This is a genomic window from Pseudomonas sp. NPDC086566 (assembly GCF_050280885.1).
Classification (GTDB): Bacteria; Pseudomonadota; Gammaproteobacteria; order Pseudomonadales; family Pseudomonadaceae; genus Aquipseudomonas; species Aquipseudomonas vlassakiae.
Genome location: NZ_JBNNWD010000004.1, coordinates 345,822 through 367,941, shown reverse-complemented (window position 1 = coordinate 367,941; position 22,120 = coordinate 345,822). Strand labels below are relative to the sequence as shown.

At 62.9% G+C, this 22,120-nt stretch carries 15 protein-coding genes; 5 read left to right on the top strand and 10 right to left on the bottom strand.

The window, feature by feature from the left end; all coding sequences use genetic code 11:
* Positions 1-13: 13 nt before the first annotated feature.
* Positions 14-1,189, bottom strand: coding sequence for an O-antigen ligase family protein (locus ACQKPS_RS11585; RefSeq protein WP_427604108.1), 1,176 nt, complete (start codon positions 1,187-1,189; stop codon positions 14-16).
* A 101-nt stretch (positions 1,190-1,290) separates the two neighbouring features.
* Between ACQKPS_RS11585 and ACQKPS_RS11580 the strand changes: the two genes are divergently transcribed.
* Entirely contained in the window at positions 1,291-1,896 is a 606-nt protein-coding gene (locus ACQKPS_RS11580) for a toluene tolerance protein (RefSeq protein ID WP_254482845.1), read from the top strand.
* Positions 1,897-1,898: 2 nt separating this feature from the next.
* Here ACQKPS_RS11580 and ACQKPS_RS11575 read toward each other — a convergent pair whose 3' ends face one another.
* The 8 genes from ACQKPS_RS11575 to putP form a co-directional block, all read right to left on the bottom strand.
* Complete coding sequence (locus ACQKPS_RS11575; RefSeq protein ID WP_427604106.1) at positions 1,899-2,990, bottom strand: glycosyltransferase; 1,092 nt, start codon at positions 2,988-2,990, stop codon at positions 1,899-1,901.
* A 61-nt stretch (positions 2,991-3,051) separates the two neighbouring features.
* The gene (locus ACQKPS_RS11570) at positions 3,052-4,008 is read right to left on the bottom strand and encodes a glycosyltransferase (protein WP_254482843.1); all 957 of its coding nucleotides are present in this window, start codon (positions 4,006-4,008) and stop codon (positions 3,052-3,054) included.
* 37 nt (positions 4,009-4,045) lie between these two features.
* Positions 4,046-5,449 carry a PIG-L deacetylase family protein gene (locus tag ACQKPS_RS11565; RefSeq protein WP_254482842.1) on the bottom strand — a complete coding sequence of 468 codons (1,404 nt, stop codon included), beginning with the start codon at positions 5,447-5,449 and terminating at the stop codon, positions 4,046-4,048.
* On the bottom strand, positions 5,446-6,342 hold the full coding sequence (locus tag ACQKPS_RS11560; RefSeq protein ID WP_254482841.1) for an antimicrobial resistance protein Mig-14: 897 nt from the start codon (positions 6,340-6,342) through the stop codon (positions 5,446-5,448). Before ACQKPS_RS11560 ends, ACQKPS_RS11565 begins: the two co-directional genes overlap by 4 nt.
* Positions 6,342-7,472 carry a glycosyltransferase gene (locus tag ACQKPS_RS11555; RefSeq protein WP_427604103.1) on the bottom strand — a complete coding sequence of 377 codons (1,131 nt, stop codon included), beginning with the start codon at positions 7,470-7,472 and terminating at the stop codon, positions 6,342-6,344. Before ACQKPS_RS11555 ends, ACQKPS_RS11560 begins: the two co-directional genes overlap by 1 nt.
* Positions 7,456-9,213 (bottom strand): carbamoyltransferase family protein, encoded by a 1,758-nt coding sequence (locus tag ACQKPS_RS11550; protein ID WP_254482838.1) that lies wholly within the window; start codon positions 9,211-9,213, stop codon positions 7,456-7,458. Before ACQKPS_RS11550 ends, ACQKPS_RS11555 begins: the two co-directional genes overlap by 17 nt.
* Before the next feature lie 87 nt (positions 9,214-9,300).
* Positions 9,301-10,137, bottom strand: coding sequence for a 23S rRNA (adenine(2030)-N(6))-methyltransferase RlmJ (locus ACQKPS_RS11545; protein WP_254482836.1), 837 nt, complete (start codon positions 10,135-10,137; stop codon positions 9,301-9,303).
* A gap of 106 nt (positions 10,138-10,243) precedes the next feature.
* The gene (gene putP, locus ACQKPS_RS11540) at positions 10,244-11,722 is read right to left on the bottom strand and encodes a sodium/proline symporter PutP (protein ID WP_254482834.1); all 1,479 of its coding nucleotides are present in this window, start codon (positions 11,720-11,722) and stop codon (positions 10,244-10,246) included.
* Positions 11,723-12,081: 359 nt separating this feature from the next.
* Here putP and putA point away from each other — a divergent pair, with 359 nt between their 5' ends.
* Complete coding sequence (gene putA / locus ACQKPS_RS11535) at positions 12,082-16,035, top strand: trifunctional transcriptional regulator/proline dehydrogenase/L-glutamate gamma-semialdehyde dehydrogenase (protein ID WP_427604100.1); 3,954 nt, start codon at positions 12,082-12,084, stop codon at positions 16,033-16,035.
* Positions 16,036-16,123: 88 nt separating this feature from the next.
* Here the strand turns inward: putA and ACQKPS_RS11530 are convergent, their stop codons facing one another.
* Positions 16,124-16,516, bottom strand: coding sequence for a hypothetical protein (locus tag ACQKPS_RS11530; RefSeq protein ID WP_427604098.1), 393 nt, complete (start codon positions 16,514-16,516; stop codon positions 16,124-16,126).
* A gap of 953 nt (positions 16,517-17,469) precedes the next feature.
* Between ACQKPS_RS11530 and ACQKPS_RS11525 the strand changes: the two genes are divergently transcribed.
* From ACQKPS_RS11525 to ACQKPS_RS11515, 3 genes are read left to right on the top strand one after another with little or no spacing between them, the layout of a single operon-like run.
* The gene (locus tag ACQKPS_RS11525) at positions 17,470-19,272 is read left to right on the top strand and encodes an acyl-CoA dehydrogenase (RefSeq protein ID WP_427604096.1); all 1,803 of its coding nucleotides are present in this window, start codon (positions 17,470-17,472) and stop codon (positions 19,270-19,272) included.
* A 31-nt stretch (positions 19,273-19,303) separates the two neighbouring features.
* Positions 19,304-20,746: a TldD/PmbA family protein gene (locus ACQKPS_RS11520; RefSeq protein WP_427604094.1), complete on the top strand. Its 1,443-nt coding sequence runs from the start codon at positions 19,304-19,306 to the stop codon at positions 20,744-20,746.
* Positions 20,746-22,065 (top strand): TldD/PmbA family protein, encoded by a 1,320-nt coding sequence (locus ACQKPS_RS11515; protein ID WP_254482827.1) that lies wholly within the window; start codon positions 20,746-20,748, stop codon positions 22,063-22,065. The genes ACQKPS_RS11520 and ACQKPS_RS11515 overlap by 1 nt, the downstream gene beginning before the upstream one ends.
* The last annotated feature ends 55 nt before the right edge of the window (positions 22,066-22,120 follow it).

Here is a 22,120-nt window from a genome sequence, read left to right as displayed (position 1 = left end):
TCAAGCTCGCTGTTCAGGTTGAACCGGAAATTTTACCACAGGCGTTATTTTCGGCACGTATCCATGGCAACCACATGACCAGAGCAACCGGCAGCCAGCTGACGAACCACTCGGCGCGCGGCGTGGCCGTCAGGCTGGCCGCATCGAACTGCATCGCCATGGTGGAAAAGACCCACAGACCAAGCAGGATCTTGCCGATCGCGCTATGCCGGGCTCGCACGATCTCACCCAGGGCGAATAGCCAGACTGCGGTCCACAGCACCATACCGGGCAGTCCCAACTCCAGGGCGACGTGAGTGAACATGTTATGGGAGTGATCGAATACAAGGCCCACAGCGCTCACACTGTATGCGGAGCCAAGGCCCAGGCCCCCCCATGGGTGTGCGCTGATCATGCCCAGCACCACCTCGAAGATCTGCGGCCGAAAAGACGTTCCGCGAGCGGTCAGCAGGTCGTACATGACACAAATGGCCAAACCGAGTGTGGCAATTGCCATCACTGCGATCACGCGACTGAGCCGGTCACGGCACCACAGCGGTGCCAGCAGCACGGTAAACAGCAAGGAGAGCACTGCACCGCGACTCTGACTGAGCACGACGAAGGCACCCAGACAGGCCAGTGCCAGCAACCAACCCACTTGGGCAAGCCGTTGCCGAGGCATCTGATACAACAGCAGCAACGCTCCGGCTGCCACCACATAGGCTCCGAGTATCGGGTGCGAAATGCCACCGATACCGGCCAGCCGCCCAGTCAAAGGCATGGCCTGCATGACATAGAAATGCACGATCGACAGCAACGCGGCGAGAGCCAGTAGAGCCCCCCCCAGCTGCAGCAACTGCCGGACACGCGCACTGCCGGCCTGCGCCAACACGGGAAACGCCAGCAGGAAGACGAGAATGTACAGCAAGCGCTTGGCCTCACGGCCAGCATCTTCGGCAGAGGTCCAGGCCAAGCTGATCAGCCCCCACACCATCAGCAAAACGATGCTGCCCCATAGTGCCGGCTGGCGTCGCCAGGCTTCGACCAGTACCCGCCGAGCCGGCCATGCCAGCAGCAGCATCGGTACCCAGAGGAATACGACCAGGCCTTGCTGATAAAGCTTGTTACTGGGCGCCAGGGCAATCGCCCCCAAGAACCACACCAGACCAAAACCCAACCAGGCCTGAACCCAGCTTTTTTCGTAGACCATAGGCCCCCTCGGTCAATCATCGACACCATGCATTGGTGCTTCAGCATTATTTTCGGCATTATTGCCGGTCAATCTGTTCGCCAGACGACAAGGCTCAACTCATGCAATGCTCCCGGCTCTCCCAGGTCGACTTCGATCAGCTGACACTTGGCGCCCAGATACTGGAGGCTGACAGTCATGGCGCCAAAGTCTACCTGCTTGGCGATGGTAATTTCCTTAAAGTGTTTCGCCGCAAGCGTCTGATTTCATCTGCGCTGCTGCGCCCCTACTCACAACGCTTCGTGGACAACGCCGCACGCCTTGCACAACTGGGCATCCCTACCCTCGAGGTCATCAGCCAGCACAAGCTCGACGTGCCGGGCAGAACAGCGGTGCTTTATCGCCCGTTGCCAGGGCGCACTTTGTTGCAAATGTCTCGCGACGCTGGCTTCAGCTGGGGCCATTACCTGCCCCGCCTGATCGAGCTGATTCGCCACCTGCACCGCAGCGGCATCTATTTCCGATCCCTGCATCTGGGCAATGTCGTCGTCACCCCTGACCAACGCCTCGGCCTGATCGATGTGGCAGACATGCGTTTCCTGCGTGCGCCGCTATCCGCCCGCATGATCCGCCGCAATGTGCAGCACATGGTGCGTTACATCGAGCGAGAGAAACTGGGTGACCGTTTCCCCCTTGCCGAATTCGAAGCCGCTTTGCTGGCGCGCTGACCTCAACCGCGCAGCAAGTGGTGCGAGCCATCGCAGAACGCCCGCCATGCCGCCTCTGGTGACAGCGTCTGCCGCTGCCGGGCGGCCACGGCCAACGCACGGGGCGCATCACAGCGCGCAATCTCGTGCGCCCAGGCTTCTACGTCGCCCACCGGCAGGTAGCAGCCCGACGCCTGCAGCTGCTCCCTGAACACCGGCAAGTCGCTGCAGACTACCGGCACGTCCGCTATGACCGCCTCTTGCACGACCAGGCCCAGGCCTTCGGCACGCGAAGGTACCAGGAGCCAGTCAAACGCGCGGTACAGCCGCTGCAAATCATCATGATGGCCGCAAAGATGCACGCTATCGGCGAGGCCCAGCCCATCAATCCGAGCCTGCAGGCTCGCCCGTAACGGGCCATCGCCAACAATTGCCAAGCGCATGCCTGGCTGGAACTGCGCGGCCTTGGCAAATGCTTCGACAAGCATCTCGAAACCCTTGCTGTCGACAAGGCGCCCCACGGCGCCGAGCACCACGCCACCGGTGTGCGGCAACGCCAGTGCCTTGCGCGCCTGCTCACGCATGAGCAGCGGGCGGGTGAAGGCTTGAGGGTCGAACGCCATGCGCAACGTCTGCACAGGCCGGCCAATGTCCTGCTCCAGAGACCGCGCGAGGGTTTGCGAGACCGCCGCGATGGTCAAGCGCTCGGCGGGCAGTCGGTTCAACACGCTGACATCACTGGCAGTCAGGCGGGTCATGCCATGGAACAGCACCTTGGCCCGAACTTCAGGGATCTTTTGCAGCACGGGCAACACCAGCCGTGCGACCCCGATGCCGTCGAGCAAAACCACGTTGGCTCCGGCCGCCTTCAACGCCATTAGCAAGCGCAGGCGCAGCCAGGGCCGCAACAGGCGCCACAGGTGCTTGCCCTTCAACGCACGCTGCGGCATGTGCCATACGCGCGTGTGACCGTGCCCATGGCACAGCTCACCGCCAAGCAGCAGCCAGTTGCTGATGCGGGCGTCAGCCCCCGCTTGCGACAGTACCTGTTGATGCACTTTATGGATGGACATGTACGGAGAACCGCCTGCCCACATCATGTTGACGATATTCATGGGGATAGCGCTGCTCTCCCGTGCAAGCCATATGCCTCCAGCCTAGGCTGGAATATTCAGATCAAAATCCCAGTTTCAGGCGCAAGCGCTGCCATGCAGACAGCGGCGGCCGAGGCCTGAGCGCCGGGAGCATATGCTCGACGATGCTTCGCCCGACAGCCGCAAAACTGAACCGGGACACCGCCAGTTCACGCCCGTTTCTGGCGATCTGCCGTGCCAGCTCGGGATCATCGCGCAGGATGCGCAGCTTCGCCTGCAGCGTCGGGATGTCACCATAAAAGACGACGTTGTGCATGTCCTGCAGGCCCAATGCGCGATTCTCTGCTTCGCCCTGGTCGTAGGCCAGCAGCACACAGCCGCAGGCCATGGCTTCGAAGTTCTTGATCATGTACTCGCCCATGCCCACATCGGCGCTGACGAAGTACTGGATACGGTTGAGCGTGTTGCAGTAATCCTCGCCGGACTTGGTGCGGGTCACCACCAGGTTCTCGACCTGCCCCAGTTCGTCCAGCAGCGCCTTGCGCCCGCTGTACGCAACACTGTTGGTGCTGCCGACGAATGCCAGTTCGATATCGCGCTCACGGCCCTGGTCGGCCAGTAGTTGTTCATCGTAGCCCTTGGGCACGAACACCGCGTCGAAGCCCTCCTGGCGCAGGCGCTCGCTGACCGTGTAGCCCGAGCTGATAACGCGCGCCCACGGCATCTTGCGGTAATGCGCGCTGAACTTGCCGGTGTACTTGCAAGGGATGTAGTTCTGGTAAGCGTCATGCTCGAGAATGACCAGGTTTGGCACCGTACGGATGAAGGCCGCCTGACGGATCTCTTGCTTGAAGCGCAGGAAGAAGACTATGCGGTCATAGCGCTCGGCCTGCACTTCACGCTTGAAGTAGCGGCGCAGGTTGCGCTGGTCTTCGCTGGTCAGCCAGCGCAGGTCGCATTCGCAGTTGGCCGCGACGCCGTCGTACAGGCGATCGAGGATCGCGCGCTGTTCCTTCTGTACCAGAAATAGGACTTTCATTGCTTTCCTTGGGCGCTCTGCGCCATCGCGGTCGGGTTTACAGCTCACGCCGCCAGAACAATTCATGCCGGCGCACAGCCTTGCGGAAGAACTCGTTCTCTCCATAAGGCGACGGCTGGCGCCCTGCCAGCCAGCGCTGCAGCACGCGACGCAGGCGGCGCTTGAACGGTGCAGGGGGCTGCAGGTCGTGCATCATGCCCAAGGCCATGGCCTTGTCGCGCTGGGTAGCGATATCCAGCAGCAGGGCACATGGGGCCCAGGCCTGCCCGGCAGTCAGTTGCGGCGGCAAGGCTACGCCATCGCCGCTGTCGCCCATTGGCCAGCGGTCGTTGTCATGCAGATGGTTGGCGTAACACAGCAGCGTCTGCGGCTGCCAGTCGAGGCCCTGCAGGGCCTCGATGACGGCCGCCTGGGCGCAGATATGGTCGGGGTGCGGGTCAAGTTGCGGATGCGGCATGACCAGCACTTCAGGCCTGGCCATCTCCAGCAGGGCCCGCAGGTCGGCAAGCAGGTTTTGCCAGGTTGGCGCACCATCGCGGTCGGCAGGCAGCGAGAACGGGTTGAACTGGCGGAACGGGCGGATATCGGCCATGTCCGCTTCGCGGGACGCAGCAGGCTGATCAGGCGCAGCTTGCATGGCCGGCAGTTGCAGGCAGAAATACCCCAACTGCACGCAACGTGACTCGGGTACGCCGGCCCAGCGCGGTACGGCGATGCTGTCCCAGGCGCGCAGGCGCCCCTTCAGGCGGGCAGCCTCCGTCTTGCCCAGGCCCATCTGCTGATAGTGCTCGGCTTCGATTTCACCTGCGGTCAGGGTCACTACCCAGGCTTCGTCCGCCTGGCTGTACAAGCCATAAGCCGCCAGCTCGGCATCATCGGCATGCGGCGCGATGACCATCACGCGGCGGCGCTGAAGCGCGACGCTGGGGGTTACCCACAGGCGGGGTTCACCCTGCAGCTGGCAATGGCGCCCGCGCAGACGCAGCGTGCCCGCCTGGAGGGGGGCCGCCAGCCCGGTAAGGTTGAGGAAACGCACCCCATCGACACCACGCTCGAAGGTTTGCCGATCCCTGCATTCGCTGCCGTCCAACTCGACCCGCGGATCGAGGAAGCGTCCCAGCCAACCACTTTTCACCCGCACTTCAAGCACCAGGGTTTCATCACCCTGCAACGCCGCGTCCACCTTGAGCAACCCGTCGCGCAGTACGACCGGCGCTTCCTGGCTCAGCTCGCCGAAGCGGTAGGCGTAATCCTCGCCGGGCGCATAGAACAGGTGGTCGGCGAACCAGGCCTCGTGCGCGGCCCAGAGCAATGGCAGCAGCAACAGCGGGAGCCACCACCAAGTGAAGACGCCCAGCGCCAGCAGCACGACCAGACTGGCCAGCAAGCCCAGGCGCTTGTTGCGCCGATGGCGCTTGAGCAACTGCTGCTTGCGGCTCACGACTGGTACACCGGCACAGGGTTGCACCACCGATCCTTGTACTCCCGGTCGGCGCGGCCGAACGAGAAGCGCAAGGGCTTGTTGCGCGCATTGGCGTCTTCCCAGGCCGCCTGGGTATTGAGGAAGCTCAGCACGCTACCCGGGCTGAACGCCTTGGTTTCGGGATCGACACCACCGTTGATGTATTCGACGCTGATCCACTCAGGCGCTTCAACGCGATACACCAGCTGGATGGCAATGGGTTTGTCGTCAAGCATCAGTACCGAGCCGATCAGCAGCTCGCGCAGGCGTTCCAGCACTTCGGCCATGCGCTCGGCACCGGTGGCCGGGAAGCCCCAGCGGCGCAGGAACAGGTCGCAGTACATGGCGGCGATCTGCTGCGCGGTGAAGTCGCTGATCGGTCGCACCACGCCGCCTGCCTCTTCCAGCAGGCGCAATTCGCGGCGCTGGTTGTAGCGGAACTTCTTCGACAGGTCTTCATGGGGGCGGGCCATGGCCAGCTGCTCTTTCTGCACCTTGAGGCCGCTGAAGCGGCCCTGGTTCAGTTCGGACAGGTAGCGTGCGCCATGGCGCAACGGCGCGCCGGCATCAGCCGCCGCCGGCAGGATGATCTCGGCATTGCCAAGGTCGAACAGGGCCTTCTTGCCGACACGCTTGAGCACGTCTTTGGACAACGCCAGGTGCCGCCCCCAGGTCGGGATGGCAGCTTTCAATTCGTCTGCCTGGTACCAACCCAGGTAACGCACCGGCACCTGCGCCAGATCCGCCAGCTGCTCGACCACCAACGGGTGCGTCGCGACGCTGCCACCGAATCGCGCCCACGCCTCGGCGTAGGCAGGTGCATCGATGGCCTGCCAACCGCGCTCGCGCAAGGCCCGGATATGATTGAGCATCACGCCTTCCCCGCCAGCGCACGAACCTGTGGCAATTGCCAGAACGCCTCGCGCACGGCCTGGTCGGAAAAACGCTCGTGCAAGCGCCGCAGCATGTGCGCGGCGCAGGCTGAACGTTGCTGTTCATCCAGCGCAGCCATGTGCTTGAGGCCCTGCGCCAGTTGCCCGGCGTCGGCCAGCGGGAACAGCACACCAACGCCTTCCACGACTTCGCGCGCACCACCGCAGGCCGTGGCCAGTACGGGCACGCCAGCGACCATGGCTTCGAGCAGGACCATACCGAACGGCTCATGGTCGGAGCTCAGCGCAAACACGTCGAAGGCCCGGAAATAGCGACGGGCATTCGGCACCTGACCGAGGAAGTCCACCTGGGCGGCAATCCCCAGTTCGGCAGCCTGTGCCTTGAGCTTGGCTTCCAGGCGGCCCTTGCCAAGAACAGCCAGGCGAGCACTGGCCGGCAGGCCCGGCAGCGCCTCGGCAAAGCCACGCAGCAAGGTCGCCTGATCCTTGTCCGGGTGCAGGCGACCGACATTGCCGACCACCCATGCCTGGGCATCCAGGCCCAATGCCTCGCGGGCCTCGGCACGGGGTAGCAGAGCGGCCTGCAGGGCGTCGATGTCGATACGGTTGTACAACGTCTGGATACGCTCGGCCGGCCACTGCGGCAAGCAGCGGCGCATGTCGTCCCGTACCGCATCCGACACACCCAGCAAGCTCAGGCGCTTGCTGAACAGGTTGGCGAACAGGCGCCGGCCCTTGCGCTCATAATCGCCAAACGCATGGTGCACGCCGATCACCGGCAAGCCGGTCGCCAGCAGCGCGACATAGATCGGCTTGAAACGGTGAGCGATGCAGAAGCTGAAATCGCGTTCGGCCGCGATACGCCGCAGGGCGCGTATTGCACCGAGCTTCAGACCACGCACGGCCTTGGAACTGAATTCGAGAAACAGCACCTCGTCCGACGCGCAGCCAGCCGCAACCTGCGGGTCGGCGGCGCCGGTGAGGAACACGGTGGTGACCTTGTAGCCGCTGCCCTGGAACAGGCTGGCGTACTGACGGGCGCAATCGAGGAACGGCCCGTCATAGCCATGGCAGAACTGCAGGACCCGCGCTTCAGAGCGGCTGGTCATAGGCGGCGGCGCCGTCCTTCACGACCAGGATGTCTTCCATGATCAGGTACTGCAGGTCCGAACCGAAGAACATGTTCAGCGCGTCGGTCGGCGAGCAGATCATCGGCTCGCCACGGCGGTTCAGCGAGGTGTTCAGCGACACGCCGTTGCCAGTCAGGTCTTCCAGCGCCTTCATCATGTCGTAGTAGCGCGGGTTGTACTCGCGCTTGAGCACCTGGGCACGCGAGGTGCCGTCCTCGTGCACCACTTCCGGCACACGGGTCTTCCACTCTTCAGCCACTTCGAAGGTGAAGGTCATGAACGGCGCCGGGTGGTCGACCTTGATCATTTGCGGGGCGACGGTGTCGAGCATCGACGGGCAGAAAGGTCTCCAGCGTTCGCGGAACTTGATCTGCTCGTTGATGCGGTCGGCCACGCCCGGCACGCTCGGGCAGCCGATGATCGAACGACCACCCAGGGCACGCGGGCCGAACTCCATGCGGCCCTGGAACCAGGCCACCGGGTTGCCCTCGACCATGATCTTGGCGATACGCTGCGGCATGTCGTCGAGCTTGCGCCATTTCGGCGCGTTCGGGTGACGGGCGCAGGCAGCGATCACGTCTTCGTTGGAATAGGAAGGGCCGAGGTAGACGTGTTCCATCTTCTCGACCGGCACGCCACGGGCGTGGGAAACGTAGGCAGCCGCACCGACGGCGGTACCGGCGTCACCGGAAGCCGGCTGGACGAACAGCTCCTTGACGTCAGGACGGGCAATGATCTTCTGGTTGAGCTTGACGTTCAGCGCGCAGCCGCCGGCGAAGGCCAGCTTGCCGGTTTCACGCAGGGTGTCGCCCAGGTAGTGGTCGATCATCTGCAGGGCGATCTTTTCGAACAACGCCTGCATGCTGGCCGCATAATGGATGTACGGCTCGTCGGCGATGTCGCCTTCGCGCTTGGGGCCAAGCCATTCGATCAGCTTCGGCGAGAAGTAGAAGCCCTTGCCCTTCTCTTTATAGCGACGCAGGCCGATGACGTTGGCGTACTCGGTATTGATCACCAGTTCGCCGTTCTCGAAGCTGGCCAGGCGGGAGAAATCGTACTTGCTGGCGTCGCCGTACGGCGCCATGCCCATGACCTTGAATTCACCGTCGAGCATCTCGAAGCCGAGGAATTCAGTGATCGCGCCATACAGGCCACCCAGCGAGTCCGGATCGAAGAACTCCTTGATCTTGTGAATCTTGCCGTTTTCGCCGTAGCCGAAGAAGGTGGTGGCGTACTCACCCTTGCCGTCGATGCCGAGGATCGCGGTCTTTTCCTTGAAGCCCGAGCAATGGTAGGCACTGGAGGCGTGAGCCAGGTGGTGTTCGACCGGCTCGATCTTGACCTTTTTCGGGTCGAAGCCCAGCTGCTCCAGGCACCAGACGATCTTCTTGCGGTAGCGCTTGTAGCGGCGGTTGCCCATCAGGATGGCGTCGAGGGCACGGTCCGGGGCGTACCAGTAGCGCTTGGCGTAGTGCCAGCGGGCCTTGCCGAACAGGCTGATCGGGGCGAACGGAATGGCCACCACGTCAACGTCGGACGGTTTGATGCCGGCTTGTTCCAGGCAGAATTTCGCCGACTCGTAGGGCATGCGGTTCTTCGCATGCTTGTCACGCACGAAGCGCTCTTCTTCGGCGGCGGCAATCAGCTTGCCGTCAATGTACAGGGCCGCGGAAGGGTCATGGCTAAGGGCGCCGGACAGGCCAAGAATCGTCAATGCCAAGGGATTAGCCTCTTCATTCGGTAGAGATGCGCCAGCGGCCTCATGGGCGGGTGGCGGCTAAAGGGCGAGATTATAACGCAGCGCCGTTTATTCGGCGATCAGCCAGTCCATGCGGAAGCTGCCTGCCGTCTGCGCCAGCTCCTTGGCCAGCCATGGCAGCAATTCGCGCAGTTCCTCTTCCAGCCCCCAAGGCGGGTTGGCGATCGCCAGGCCCGAACCGTTGAGGCCCTGCGGACTGTCCTGATGATGCACATACAGTTCGACCCGCAGCAGCTTCGGCGCGCCGGTGCTGGTCAGGTCCTGGTAGAAGCGGGTCAGGGAGCGCTGGTCCTTGATCGGGTACCAGATGGCCACGACGGTCTGGCGCATCCGGCCAATCGCTTCTTTCATCGAGGTGGTGCAGCGCTTGAGTTCGTCTGCCTGCTCGAACGGCGGGTCGATCAGCATGATGGCGCGCTTTTCGTGCACGGGCAGCAAGGCACGCGGGACATGCCAGCCTTCTCCCAGGTGCACGGCCACACGCGGGTCTTTTTTCATGTTTTCTTTGAGCAGCGGCCCGTCTTCCGGATGCTTCTCGTTGAGCAGAGCACGATCCTGCTGGCGCATCAGGCGACGCGCAAGCTCGGGTGAACCCGGGTAGTAGCGCAGCTCACCGTCGGCATTCAGACGCTTGATGATGCGCAGGTAGTCGGCGGCCATCGCGGGCAGGTCATCCCGGTTCCACAGGCGGGCGACGCCTTCCAGGTACTCGCCGGTGCGGGTCGCCTGATCGCCTTGCAAGTCGTACAGACCGAGGCCGGCATGGGTGTCGATGTAGGCGAACGGCTGTTCCTTGCGCGACATCAAGGCGATGAGGCGGGTCAGCACGATATGTTTGAGGACGTCGGCATGGTTGCCGGCGTGGAAGGCGTGACGATAGTTCATGGCAACTCCTGCGGGGCTGGCAAGTTTACCTTGCCTTGCAGGCGGAGTCAGGCCTGACTGCTGATCGGCGACACCTGCCAGGCAGGCGCCGCCGAATCAACGGGAATTACTTGTCAGCGTGATACGCCGCATCAGCAGTTTCGAAGCGCTGCACCATCGCCTGCGATGGGCTGCCCAGCTTGCTCACCAGAACGATGGCAATGCTGGCGAACAAGAAGCCAGGGATGATTTCGTACAGGCCGAGCGTGTCGAAGTTCTTCCACAGGATCACCGTCAACGCACCCACCACGATACCCGCCAGCGCGCCGTTACGGGTCATGCCTTTCCACAGCACCGAAATCAGTACTACCGGGCCGAAGGCGGCACCGAAGCCGGCCCAGGCATAGGCCACCAGGCCCAGCACGCGGTTTTCCGGGTTGGCCGCCATGGCAATGGCGATCAGGGCCACGGCCAGCACCATCAGGCGGCCGACCCACACCAGCTCGCCTTGCGAAGCGTTCTTGCGCAGGAAGGCCTTGTAGAAATCTTCGGTCAGGGCGCTGGAGCAGACCAGCAGCTGGCAGCTCAGGGTGCTCATCACCGCAGCCAGGATGGCCGACAGCAGAACACCGGCGATCCACGGGTTGAACAGGATCTTGGCCAGCTCGATGAATACGCGCTCATGGTTCTCGGTGACCGGGCCCGCCACATCAGGGTGCGCCGAGAAGTAGGCGATGCCGAAGAAGCCGACGGCGCAGGTGCCGGCCAGGCACAGGATCATCCAGGTCATGGAGATGCGACGGGCGTTGGCAATCGACTTCACCGAGTCGGCGGCCATGAAGCGCGCCAGGATGTGCGGCTGGCCGAAGTAGCCCAGGCCCCAGCCCATCAGCGAGATGATGCCAACGAAGGTGGCGCCCTTGAGCATGTCGAAGTTGGCCGGGTTCTGCGCTTCGATGGCCAGGAAGGTGGTATCGAAGCCCCCCGTGGAGATCAATACGATCACGGGCGTGAGGATCAGCGCGAAGATCATCAGCGAGGCCTGCACAGTGTCGGTCCAGCTCACCGCCAGGAAGCCACCGACGAAGGTATAGGCGATGGTCGCGGCGGCACCGGCCCACAGGGCAGTCTCATACGGCATGCCGAAGGTGCTTTCGAACAGACGGGCACCGGCAACGATGCCGGAGGCGCAATAGATGGTGAAGAACACCAGGATCACAATCGCCGAGATGATTCGCAGCAAGCCACTTTGGTCTTCGAAGCGGCTGGAGAAATAGTCCGGCAAGGTCAGCGCGTCGCCGTTGTGCTCTGTCTGCACACGCAGACGGCCAGCGACGAACAGCCAGTTGAGGTAGGCGCCGACGGTCAGGCCGATGGCGATCCAGGCTTCGGAAAGGCCGGAGAAGTAAATGGCGCCCGGCAGGCCCATCAGCAGCCAGCCGCTCATGTCGGAAGCACCGGCAGAGAGTGCCGTGACCACGCTGCCCAGGCTGCGACCGCCGAGGATGTAGTCGGAAAGGTTGTTGGTGGAGCGATAGGCTGCGAAACCGATCAGCACCATTGCCGCGATATAGATCACGAAGGTGATCGTGAGTGGATTGCCCATGCGTGTGCCCTGGCGTTTGTTTTTATCTCATGCACAACCTTCTTCGCAGACGGTTGCACCCAGGCGGCGAATGCTATGCAACAACGCAAAGCTGGTGCAACCATTTTTCATTTGCAAGTTGCACCTTGCTGTGCGCTTCGCGGGAAACCCCATCGTTTGCTCCTTTTGGGAGCAAGAACGTAGTTTTTCATAAAAAAATGCACCGTTATGAGCGCTTTTTAAGCTGTAGGAAACGCCCTCAGACGAGTTGCACCTTTTCATCAAAAAATTCGGGTTGCACCTGGTTGCACCCGAAAACGGCTACAGCTAATCTTGGCGCAGCTTAAGCCACACCCGTGGCAATAATGAGGATAAGAAAATTGGCGACGACCACCCTTGGGGTCAAACTTGACGACCCGACCCGTGAGCGACTCAAGGCAGCTGCGCAGTCCATCGACCGCACGCCGCATTGGTTGATCAAGCAAGCGATCTTCAACTACCTGGAGAAGCTCGAGGGTGGCGCCACCCTGACCGAACTCAACGGTCACGCCAGCAACATGGCCGATGACGCCGGCGAAGTCCAGCCAGACCACGCCCACCAGTGCTTCCTCGAATTTGCCGAGAGCATCCTGCCGCAGTCGGTACTGCGTTCGGCGATCACCGCCGCCTACCGCCGCCCCGAGCAGGAAGTGGTGCCGATGCTGCTGGAGCAGGCGCGCCTGAGCGCTCCGCTGGCCGAAGCCACCAACAAGCTCGCCGCGGGTATCGCCGAAAAACTGCGTAACCAGAAGAGTGCTGGCGGCCGTGCCGGCATCGTCCAGGGCCTACTGCAGGAGTTTTCCCTGTCGTCCCAGGAAGGCGTCGCCCTGATGTGCCTGGCCGAAGCCTTGCTGCGCATACCCGACAAAGGTACCCGCGACGCCCTGATCCGTGACAAGATCAGCAACGGTAACTGGCAACCGCACCTGGGCAACAGCCCGTCACTGTTCGTCAACGCTGCCACCTGGGGCCTGCTGCTGACCGGCAAGCTGGTCTCCACCCATAATGAAGCCGGCCTTACCTCCTCGCTCACCCGCATCATCGGCAAGAGCGGCGAGCCGATGATTCGCAAGGGCGTCGACATGGCCATGCGCCTGATGGGCGAGCAGTTTGTCACTGGCGAAACCATCGCAGAGGCCCTGGCCAACGCCAGCCGCTTCGAAGCCAAAGGCTTCCGCTATTCCTACGACATGCTCGGTGAAGCCGCACTGACCGAGCACGACGCCCAGAAGTACCTGGCTTCCTACGAGCAGGCGATCCACTCGATCGGCAAGGCCTCCCATGGCCGGGGCATCTATGAAGGCCCGGGCATCTCGATCAAGCTGTCTGCTCTGCACCCACGCTACAGCCGCGCCCAATACGAACGCGTGATGGAAGAGCTGTACCCGCGCCTGCTGTCGCTGACCCTGCTGGCCAAGCAATATGACATCGGCCTGAACATCGACGCCGAAGAGGCCGACCGCCTCGAGCTGTCCCTCGACCTGCTCGAGCGCCTGTGCTTCGAGCCGGCCCTGGCGGGCTGGAACGGCATCGGCTTCGTCATCCAGGCCTATCAGAAGCGCTGCCCGTACGTGATCGACTACGTCATCGACCTGGCCAAGCGCAGCCGCCACCGCCTGATGATCCGCCTGGTGAAAGGCGCCTACTGGGACAGCGAGATCAAGCGTGCCCAGGTCGAAGGCCTGGAAGGCTACCCGGTCTATACCCGCAAGGTGTACACCGACGTGTCCTACGTCGCCTGCGCCCGCAAGCTGCTGGCCGTACCGGAAGCCATCTACCCGCAGTTCGCCACCCACAACGCGCACACACTGTCGGCCATCTACCACATCGCCGGCCAGAACTATTACCCGGGCCAGTACGAGTTCCAATGCCTGCACGGCATGGGCGAGCCGCTCTACGAACAGGTGGTAGGCAAGGTCGCCGACGGCAAGCTGAACCGCCCTTGCCGCGTGTACGCACCGGTCGGCACCCACGAGACACTGCTGGCCTACCTGGTCCGCCGCCTGCTGGAAAATGGCGCCAACACCTCGTTCGTCAACCGCATCGCCGACCACTCGATTTCCATCCAGGAACTGGTTGCCGACCCGGTCGCCAGCATCGAACGCATGGGCGCCCAGGAAGGCAGCATCGGCCTGCCGCACCCGCGCATCCCGCTGCCACGTGAGCTGTATGGCAGCGAGCGGGCCAACTCGGCCGGCATCGACATGGCCAACGAACACCGCCTGGCGTCGCTGTCCTGCGCCATGCTGGCCACTGCCAACAACGACTGGAAAGCCGCCCCGATGCTGGCCTGCGCTGCCAGCGAAGCCGCTGCCGTGCCAGTCCTGAACCCGGCGGACCACCGCGATGTGGTCGGCCACGTGCAGGAAGCCACCGTCGCCGACGTCGACAATGCCATCCAGTGCGCCCTGAACGCTGCGCCAATCTGGCAAGCCACCCCGCCCGCCGAGCGTGCCGCAATCCTTGAGCGCACCGCCGACCTGATGGAAGCAGAGATCCAGCCGTTGATGGGTCTGCTCATCCGCGAAGCCGGCAAGACCTTTGCCAACGCCATCGCCGAAGTGCGCGAGGCCGTGGACTTCCTGCGCTACTACGCAGTGCAGGCACGCAATGACTTCAGCAACGACGCCCACCGCCCGCTGGGCCCTGTGGTGTGCATCAGCCCGTGGAACTTCCCGCTGGCGATCTTCACCGGCCAGGTTGCCGCTGCCCTGGCGGCCGGCAACCCGGTACTGGCCAAACCTGCCGAACAGACCCCGCTGATCGCCGCCCAGGCCGTGCGCCTGCTGCTGGAGGCCGGTATTCCGGAAGGCGTGCTGCAACTGCTGCCAGGCCGCGGCGAAACCGTCGGTGCCGGCCTGGTCGGTGACGAGCGCGTCAAAGGCGTGATGTTCACAGGTTCCACCGAAGTTGCCCGCCTGCTCCAGCGCAATGTCGCTGGCCGCCTGGACAACCAGGGCCGCCCTATCCCGCTGATCGCCGAAACCGGGGGCCAGAACGCCATGATCGTCGACTCCTCGGCCCTGACCGAGCAGGTGGTGATCGACGTGGTGTCCTCGGCCTTCGATAGCGCCGGCCAACGCTGCTCGGCACTTCGCGTACTGTGCCTGCAGGAAGACTCCGCCGACCGCGTGATCGAAATGCTCAAGGGCGCCATGGCCGAAAGCCGCCTGGGCTGCCCGGACCGCCTGGCCGTGGACATCGGCCCGGTGATCGACGCCGAAGCCAAGGCTGGTATCGAGAAGCACATCCAGGGCATGCGCGAGAAAGGCCGCACGGTCTATCAAGTCGCAATCGCCGATGCGGCCGAGATCAAGCGTGGCACCTTCGTCATGCCAACCCTGATCGAGCTGGACAGCTTTGACGAACTGAAGCGTGAAATCTTCGGCCCGGTACTGCACGTGGTGCGCTACAACCGCCGCAATCTGGACCAGCTGATCGAACAGATCAATGCTTCCGGCTACGGCCTGACCCTCGGTGTGCACACCCGCATCGACGAAACCATCGCGAAGGTGGTTGAAACCGCCAACGCCGGCAACATGTACGTCAACCGCAACATCGTGGGCGCCGTGGTGGGCGTGCAGCCGTTCGGTGGTGAAGGCCTGTCCGGCACCGGCCCGAAAGCGGGCGGCCCGCTGTACCTGTATCGTCTGCTGTCGACCCGCCCGGCCGACGCCATTGGCCGTCACTTCCAGCATCAGGACGGCGAAGGCCAGCCGGACCGTACCCTGCACGACCAGCTGATCAAGCCGCTGCACGCTCTGAAGGCCTGGGCCGAGAGCAACCAGCACGCCGACCTGGCCGCCCTGTGCAGCCAGTTCGCCGGCCAGTCGCAGAGCGGCATCGCCCGCTTGCTGCCAGGCCCGACCGGTGAGCGCAACACCTACACCATCCTGCCGCGCGAGCACGTGCTGTGCCTGGCGGACAACGAGACCGACCTGCTGGCGCAATTCGCTGCCGTCCTGGCAGTGGGCAGCTCGGCGGTGTGGGCTGACAGCGAGCCAGGCAAGGCCCTGCGCGGCCGCCTGCCGCGTGAGCTGCAGGCCAAGGTCAAGCTGGTGACTGACTGGAGCAAGGATGAAGTGGCATTTGACGCTGTGATCCACCATGGCGACTCGGACCAGCTGCGCGCCGTATGCCAGCAGGTGGCCAAGCGCGCCGGGGCCATCGTCGGTGTGCACGGGCTGTCCAGCGGCGATCACCAGATTGCACTGGAGCGCCTGGTGATCGAGCGGGCGGTGAGTGTGAACACTGCAGCGGCGGGTGGTAATGCCAGCCTCATGACTATTGGCTGAGGCCATGGGTGGTTGATGAAAAAGGAGAGCTTCGGCTCTCCCTTTTTATGGGCGTTTCTTGGGGAGTATTACGGCCCCCTGCCCCCCACTAACACTTCAGCGGTTTAACCTGACGACGCAACCACCATAGACTCCAACCTTTGACGGCCTCTGAAGAAAACAGCAATCCCCCCCATAGCCAATTATTGACTTCAGCAGTGATCATCGGCAGAAGCAAGATTGCCGAAATTGACGGAACAATAAAGAAATATCTAAATGGCAACTGCATCATCGCCAAATAAACAACCCACTTCTTCCTTGCATAAAAACCGATGCACGAGACGGCTACCGAGCCCTGCAGAACCAGACCGGCCCATATCAGTGCTTCCGGCCCGCCCCAACTACGCACAACATCAAGACCACTTTCAAAATCCGACCAGAACGGCACCCCTCCACGGGCGGCGCTGCGCAGAGAATACAAAAAAATGTAAAACGCATCCATGCCAGCCCAAACCAGGAACAAGAATTGCTGCAGCCTATCCTTTGACTCATTCAATATGCACCTTCCCGAAACTCATATACCTCGTTAGCCACCACAGGGCGCCAATGCCAAGATTGGCCACTTATCGCCCACTCATCACTGGCCTCGACAAAATATTGCGTTGTTCTCCGCACAGTTCCATAGCGGTGCACTGCTGACAACCTGGCGAAATCACGCTCATTAGCTTTCAACGGCACCCACCTCTGACTCACAACGCGCCTGGTATTGGCATAGTCTTTACCCTCGCTTGCAAAAAGACGCCCTTCGTCACCTCGCGAAGTTATGAAGTTTGCCGCGAAGGCTACGCTGGACCAGAGCCGGTCTGCATCAATACTAAAAGTGCTCCATTTACCAGGCCCCACAGCCTCCTCATATCTACTTTCATGCAACTGACAATCAGTTTTTGATGGCGCCCACTTCAACGCGGGATAACACGACACGTCAATGGGACAGCGTACCTCCTCGCGAACAAGAAACCATCTTCCCTCACCCATCAATTTCGAAGCTCGCTCTATTTCATCGCCGAGCAATGCTCGCCCCACAGGCAAACTACAATCTTTAAGGAATTCGCTCAGCCCGCGCAGCTGAGTATTTCTCTGCAGTAAATCTCGGACTATGGACTGGGCAAAGAAAGGATCTTCAGTCCTGCTAATCTCTTCTTCCCAAATATCATGCCAATGACAAATTCTATCCACAAGACTTCCTCCCTAGCAAAGAACAACATCTACCTCTTTTTTCATTGCTATGGTTGTAGGAGTTTTCCGCGATGGATGTAGGCATATTCCTATCTTGCGAAGAGCTAACGGGCGCTCCTGGCACCTAGATGACTGCCTCATCATCACCCACGCTTATTAACCTGCCCTTCACTTCATTATTCCGCCAGACTCGCAGCATCCCGCCCAAGGACCCCTACCATGCCCGAGACCCTGCTCAGCCCCCGCAACCTCGCCTTCGAACTCTACGAAGTCCTCGACGCCGAAGCCCTGACCCAACGCCCGCGCTTCGCCGAGCACAGCCGCGAAACCTTCGATGCGGCTCTGACCACCGCGCGCACTATCGCCGAAAAGTACTTCGCCCCGCACAACCGCAAGGCCGACGAGAACGAGCCGCGCTACGTTGATGGCCGCGCCGAGCTGATTGCTGAGGTGAAGCCCGCCGTCGAAGCCTTCCTCGAAGCCGGTTTCCTCAACGCCAACCGCGATTTCGAAGTCGGCGGCATGCAACTGCCCAGCCTGGTCTCACAGGCCTGTTTCGCCCACTTCCAGGCGGCCAACGCCGGCACCACGGCCTACCCGTTCCTGACCATGGGCGCGGCCAACCTGATCGAGAGCTTCGGCACCGAAGCGCAAAAGCGCCTGTACCTGCAGCCGATGATCGAAGGCCGTTACTTCGGCACCATGGCGTTGACCGAGCCCCATGCGGGATCGTCGCTGGCCGATATCCGCACCCGCGCCGAACCCGCTGGCGATGGCACCTACCGGCTCAAGGGCAACAAGATCTTCATCTCCGGTGGCGACCACGAACTGTCGGAGAACATCGTGCACATGGTGCTGGCCAAGCTGCCGGACGCGCCGCCCGGCGTGAAGGGCATTTCGCTGTTCATCGTGCCGAAGTACCTGGTCAACGAAGACAGCAGCCGCGGCCCGCGCAATGACGTGCTGCTGGCCGGGCTGTTCCACAAGATGGGCTGGCGCGGCACCACCTCCACCGCACTGAACTTCGGCGACAACGGCCAGTGCGTCGGCTACCTGCTCGGCCAGCCCAACCAAGGCCTGGCGTGCATGTTCCAGATGATGAACGAGGCGCGCATCGGCGTTGGCATGGGCGCGGTGATGCTCGGTTACGCCGGCTACCTCTACTCCCTGGAGTACGCTCGCCAGCGCCCTCAAGGCCGATTGCCGGACAACAAGGACCCGCACAGCCCAGCCGTGCCGATCATCGTGCACACCGATGTGAAACGCATGCTGCTGATGCAGAAAGCCTATGTCGAGGGCGCTTTCGACCTGGGCCTGTATGCCGCGCGGCTGTTCGACGACAGCCACACCGCCAGCGACGAAACGGCCCGCAAACAAGCCCTGGAATTGCTCGACCTGCTGACCCCGATCGTCAAGTCCTGGCCCTCGGCCTTCTGCCTCAAGGCCAACGAACTGGCGATCCAGATTCTCGGTGGCCACGGCTACACCCGCGAGTACCCGGTGGAGCAGTACTACCGCGACAACCGCCTGAACCCGATCCACGAAGGCACCGAGGGCATCCAGTCGCTCGACCTGCTGGGGCGCAAGCTGGCGCAGAACAACGGTGCCGGCCTCAAGCAGCTGATCCGCCTGATAGCCGCCACCGCCGAGCGCGCCAGCCATCACCCGAGCCTGGACACTCTGCGCCAGCCGCTGGAACAGTTGGTCAATCGCCTGCAATCCGTCACCCTGGCGCTGCTCGGCGACTTGGCCGAGGGCAAAGTTGCAGGCGCCTTGGCCAACTCCGCCCTCTATCTCAAGGCCTTCGGCCACTGCGTGATCGGCTGGCGCTGGCTGGAACAGGCGATCCACGCCGAGCTCGGCCTGCTGAAAGGCCATGCCGCCGACCGCGACTTCTACCTCGGCAAGCTGCAAGCCGCGCGTTATTTCCTGACTTGGGAAATCCCCGCCTGCCATAATGACCTGGCATTGCTCGAGGCGCGCGACGACACTTGCCTCGCCATGCAAGAAGGGTGGTTCTAGGGGGAGCCACCGTGAAAACGGAGGCTTCCAGATGTTCGATTCCAGCGCCCTGCTGCGCCAGCGCTTTGCCGCGCTGCGCAGTACGGCCGACATGTTTTCCCTGCGCCATGTGAAGCAGTCGCACCAGGCGCTTTCGGTTCGCCGCAATGTCGCCGAACCACCGTCCTTCAGCCACGACGAAGGTGCCATGCTCACGGTGCGGCTCAACGGCGTGGAGGCCTATGCGGCGACTGCCGACCTGTCCCAGGCTGGCCTGCAACGAGCGCTGGAACAGGCCGAGGCCCTGGCGCGACAGATCGCCCCGTACAACCTGCTCGACCTGCGCCAGCAGCCGGTGACAAGCGCTCGCCACGACCACATCTCGCCCCAATTAGACCAGCCGGTACCAAGCCTTGCCGACTGCCTTGGCCTGCTCGCCGCCGAATCGGCCAGCGTGCCCAAGGACAGCCGCCTGGTGGACTGGCAGGCCAGCCTGGGCCTGAGCCTGGTCGAGCAGACCTACCTGAACTCGGCTGGCGCCGAACTGCGCCATGCCCAGCGCTTCCTGTTCCCGGGCCTGAGCGTCACCGCCAGCGACGGCCAGGACAGCCAGAGCCGCAGCCTGGGCCGAGACAACTTCGGCCAGCAAGGTGGTTTCGAAATCGTCGAGCGCTGTGGCCTGGTCGGCGCGGCCCGTCAGGTCGCCGATGAAGCCTTACAGCTGCTGCTGGCGCCCAACACCCCTGGCGGCGCGCGCGACCTGCTGCTGATGCCCGACCAGATGATGCTGCAGATCCACGAATCCATCGGCCACCCGCTGGAAATGGACCGCATCCTCGGCGACGAGCGCAACTACGCCGGCACCAGCTTCGTCAAAGCCAGCGACTTCGGCCACCTGCAATACGGCTCCAGCCTGCTCAACGTGACCTTCGACCCGACCATCGGCGAAGAGCTGGCCAGTTACAGTTTCGATGATGACGGGACCGCCGCCAGCAAGCAGTTCCTGATCCGCGATGGCCTGTTGGTGCGCCCGCTGGGGGGCGCCCTGTCGCAGTTCCGCTCGGGCCTGGATGGTGTTGCCAACAGCCGCGCCTGTGGCTGGAACCGTGCGCCGATCGACCGCATGGCCAACCTCAACATCGAACCGGGCGACCAGTCCCTCGACCAGCTGATCCAGGGCATCGAGCACGGCATCCTGATGCGCACCAACCGCTCCTGGTCCATCGACGATGCACGCAACAAGTTCCAGTTCGGCTGTGAATGGGGCCAGCTGATCGAGGATGGCGAGCTCAAGGGCGTGGTCAAGAACCCCAACTACCGTGGGCTCTCGGCTCAATTCTGGCGCAGCCTCACGGCGGTCGGCGACCGCAGCACCTTCAAGGTCCTGGGTACGCCCAACTGCGGCAAGGGCGAACCCAACCAGGTGGTACGGGTCGGGCATGCTTCGCCCGCCTGCGTGTTCCGCCAGATCGACGTATTCGGAGGAGACGCCTGATGAAACCGGTGTTCGAAGCCCTGCTCGCAGATGTGCGCCACGCCCTGCAAGCCGACGAGCAATTCACCTTCGGCTACAGTGCCGAACAGTCGCAGTTCGTGCGTTTCAACCATGCCAAGGTGCGCCAGGCCGGCGAAGTAAGCCAGGCCAGCGCGCAACTGCGGTTGATCCGCGATGGCCGCCAGGCGGAACAACACGTGACCCTGAGTGGCGACCCGCAGCTTGACCGGCAACGCCTGATCGCAGCGCTCGAGCAGTTGCGCCAGACCTTGCCATTGCTGGCCGTCGACCCGTACCTGAGCCTCGACGAAAGCGCGTGGCACAGCCACAGCCAGCAGGAGCAGCCGTTGCCCGAACTGAGCGAAGTGCTGGCCCTGCTCGAACACGAGGCCGGTGACCTGGACCTGGTCGGCATCTACGCCGCCGGCCCGATCTTCCGGGGCTTCGCCAGCTCGTTCGGGGCCATTGGCTGGCATCAGGCCAACAGCTTCAACTTCGACTGGAGCCTGTTCCACGAAAACGGCGAGGCGGTGAAGGCCAACTATGCCGGTCAACTGTGGAACGCCGACGACTTCAGCGCCCGCCTGCGCCTGGCACGGGAACAACTGGGTTTCCTTGGCCGCCCGGCAGTGACCCTCGCGCCCGGCAGCTATCGCGCTTACCTGGCACCTGCGGCCATGGACGAAATCGCTGGCATGCTCTGCTGGGGTGGTTTCTCCGCGCAGGCCCTGGCCACCGGCAATAGCGCCCTGCAGCGCTTGTACCACGGCGATGCGCAACTGCACCCGCTGGTGAACTTCAGCGAGCAGGTCAGCGGCTCGCTGAGCCCGGCATTCAGCGACGAGGGTTCACCGCGCCTGGATGTACCATTGATCCAGCAGGGTCACGCGATGCAGCGGCTGGTCAGCGCCCGCAGCGCAGCGGAGTTCGAGTTGCGGGCCAATGGTGCCGACAGCTACGAGTCGCCGTGCGCCCTGAGCCTGGCGCCCGGTGGCTTGCCCAGCGAGCAGATTCTGGAGCGGCTCGGTACCGGGCTGTACATCAGCAATCTGTGGTACCTGAACTACTCTGATCTGCCGGCGGCACGCATGACCGGGCTGACCCGCTTCGCTACTTTCTGGGTGGAGAACGGTGAGATCCAAGGGCCGGTGAGCACCATGCGCTTCGATGACAGCCTGTACAGTCTGCTTGGCAGCCAGCTGGAGGAGCTGACGCGTGAGCGCGAGATGATCCTGTCGACCAGCACTTATGGGCAGCGCAGTACCGGGTCGAGTCATCTGCCGGGGGCGCTGGTCAAAGGACTGACCTTGACATTGTGATTGGCAGTACCGGCCTCTTCGCAGCTAAAGCCGCTCCCACAGGGGATCGAGGCCA

Bases quoted from the DNA above. Each gene is read 5' to 3' on its own strand.
- ACQKPS_RS11525 (WP_427604096.1), top strand. From the start codon at position 17,470: ATGCCCGAGACCCTGCTCAGCCCCCGCAACCTCGCCTTCGAACTCTAC.
- ACQKPS_RS11520 (WP_427604094.1), top strand. From the start codon at position 19,304: ATGTTCGATTCCAGCGCCCTGCTGCGCCAGCGCTTTGCCGCGCTGCGC.
- ACQKPS_RS11570 (WP_254482843.1), bottom strand. From the start codon at position 4,008: ATGAAAGTCCTATTTCTGGTACAGAAGGAACAGCGCGCGATCCTCGAT.
- ACQKPS_RS11555 (WP_427604103.1), bottom strand. From the start codon at position 7,472: ATGACCAGCCGCTCTGAAGCGCGGGTCCTGCAGTTCTGCCATGGCTAT.
- ACQKPS_RS11575 (WP_427604106.1), bottom strand. From the start codon at position 2,990: ATGAATATCGTCAACATGATGTGGGCAGGCGGTTCTCCGTACATGTCC.
- ACQKPS_RS11560 (WP_254482841.1), bottom strand. From the start codon at position 6,342: ATGCTCAATCATATCCGGGCCTTGCGCGAGCGCGGTTGGCAGGCCATC.
- ACQKPS_RS11530 (WP_427604098.1), bottom strand. From the start codon at position 16,516: ATGGATGCGTTTTACATTTTTTTGTATTCTCTGCGCAGCGCCGCCCGT.
- ACQKPS_RS11545 (WP_254482836.1), bottom strand. From the start codon at position 10,137: ATGAACTATCGTCACGCCTTCCACGCCGGCAACCATGCCGACGTCCTC.
- ACQKPS_RS11585 (WP_427604108.1), bottom strand. From the start codon at position 1,189: ATGGTCTACGAAAAAAGCTGGGTTCAGGCCTGGTTGGGTTTTGGTCTG.
- putP (WP_254482834.1), bottom strand. From the start codon at position 11,722: ATGGGCAATCCACTCACGATCACCTTCGTGATCTATATCGCGGCAATG.
- ACQKPS_RS11580 (WP_254482845.1), top strand. From the start codon at position 1,291: ATGCAATGCTCCCGGCTCTCCCAGGTCGACTTCGATCAGCTGACACTT.
- ACQKPS_RS11515 (WP_254482827.1), top strand. From the start codon at position 20,746: ATGAAACCGGTGTTCGAAGCCCTGCTCGCAGATGTGCGCCACGCCCTG.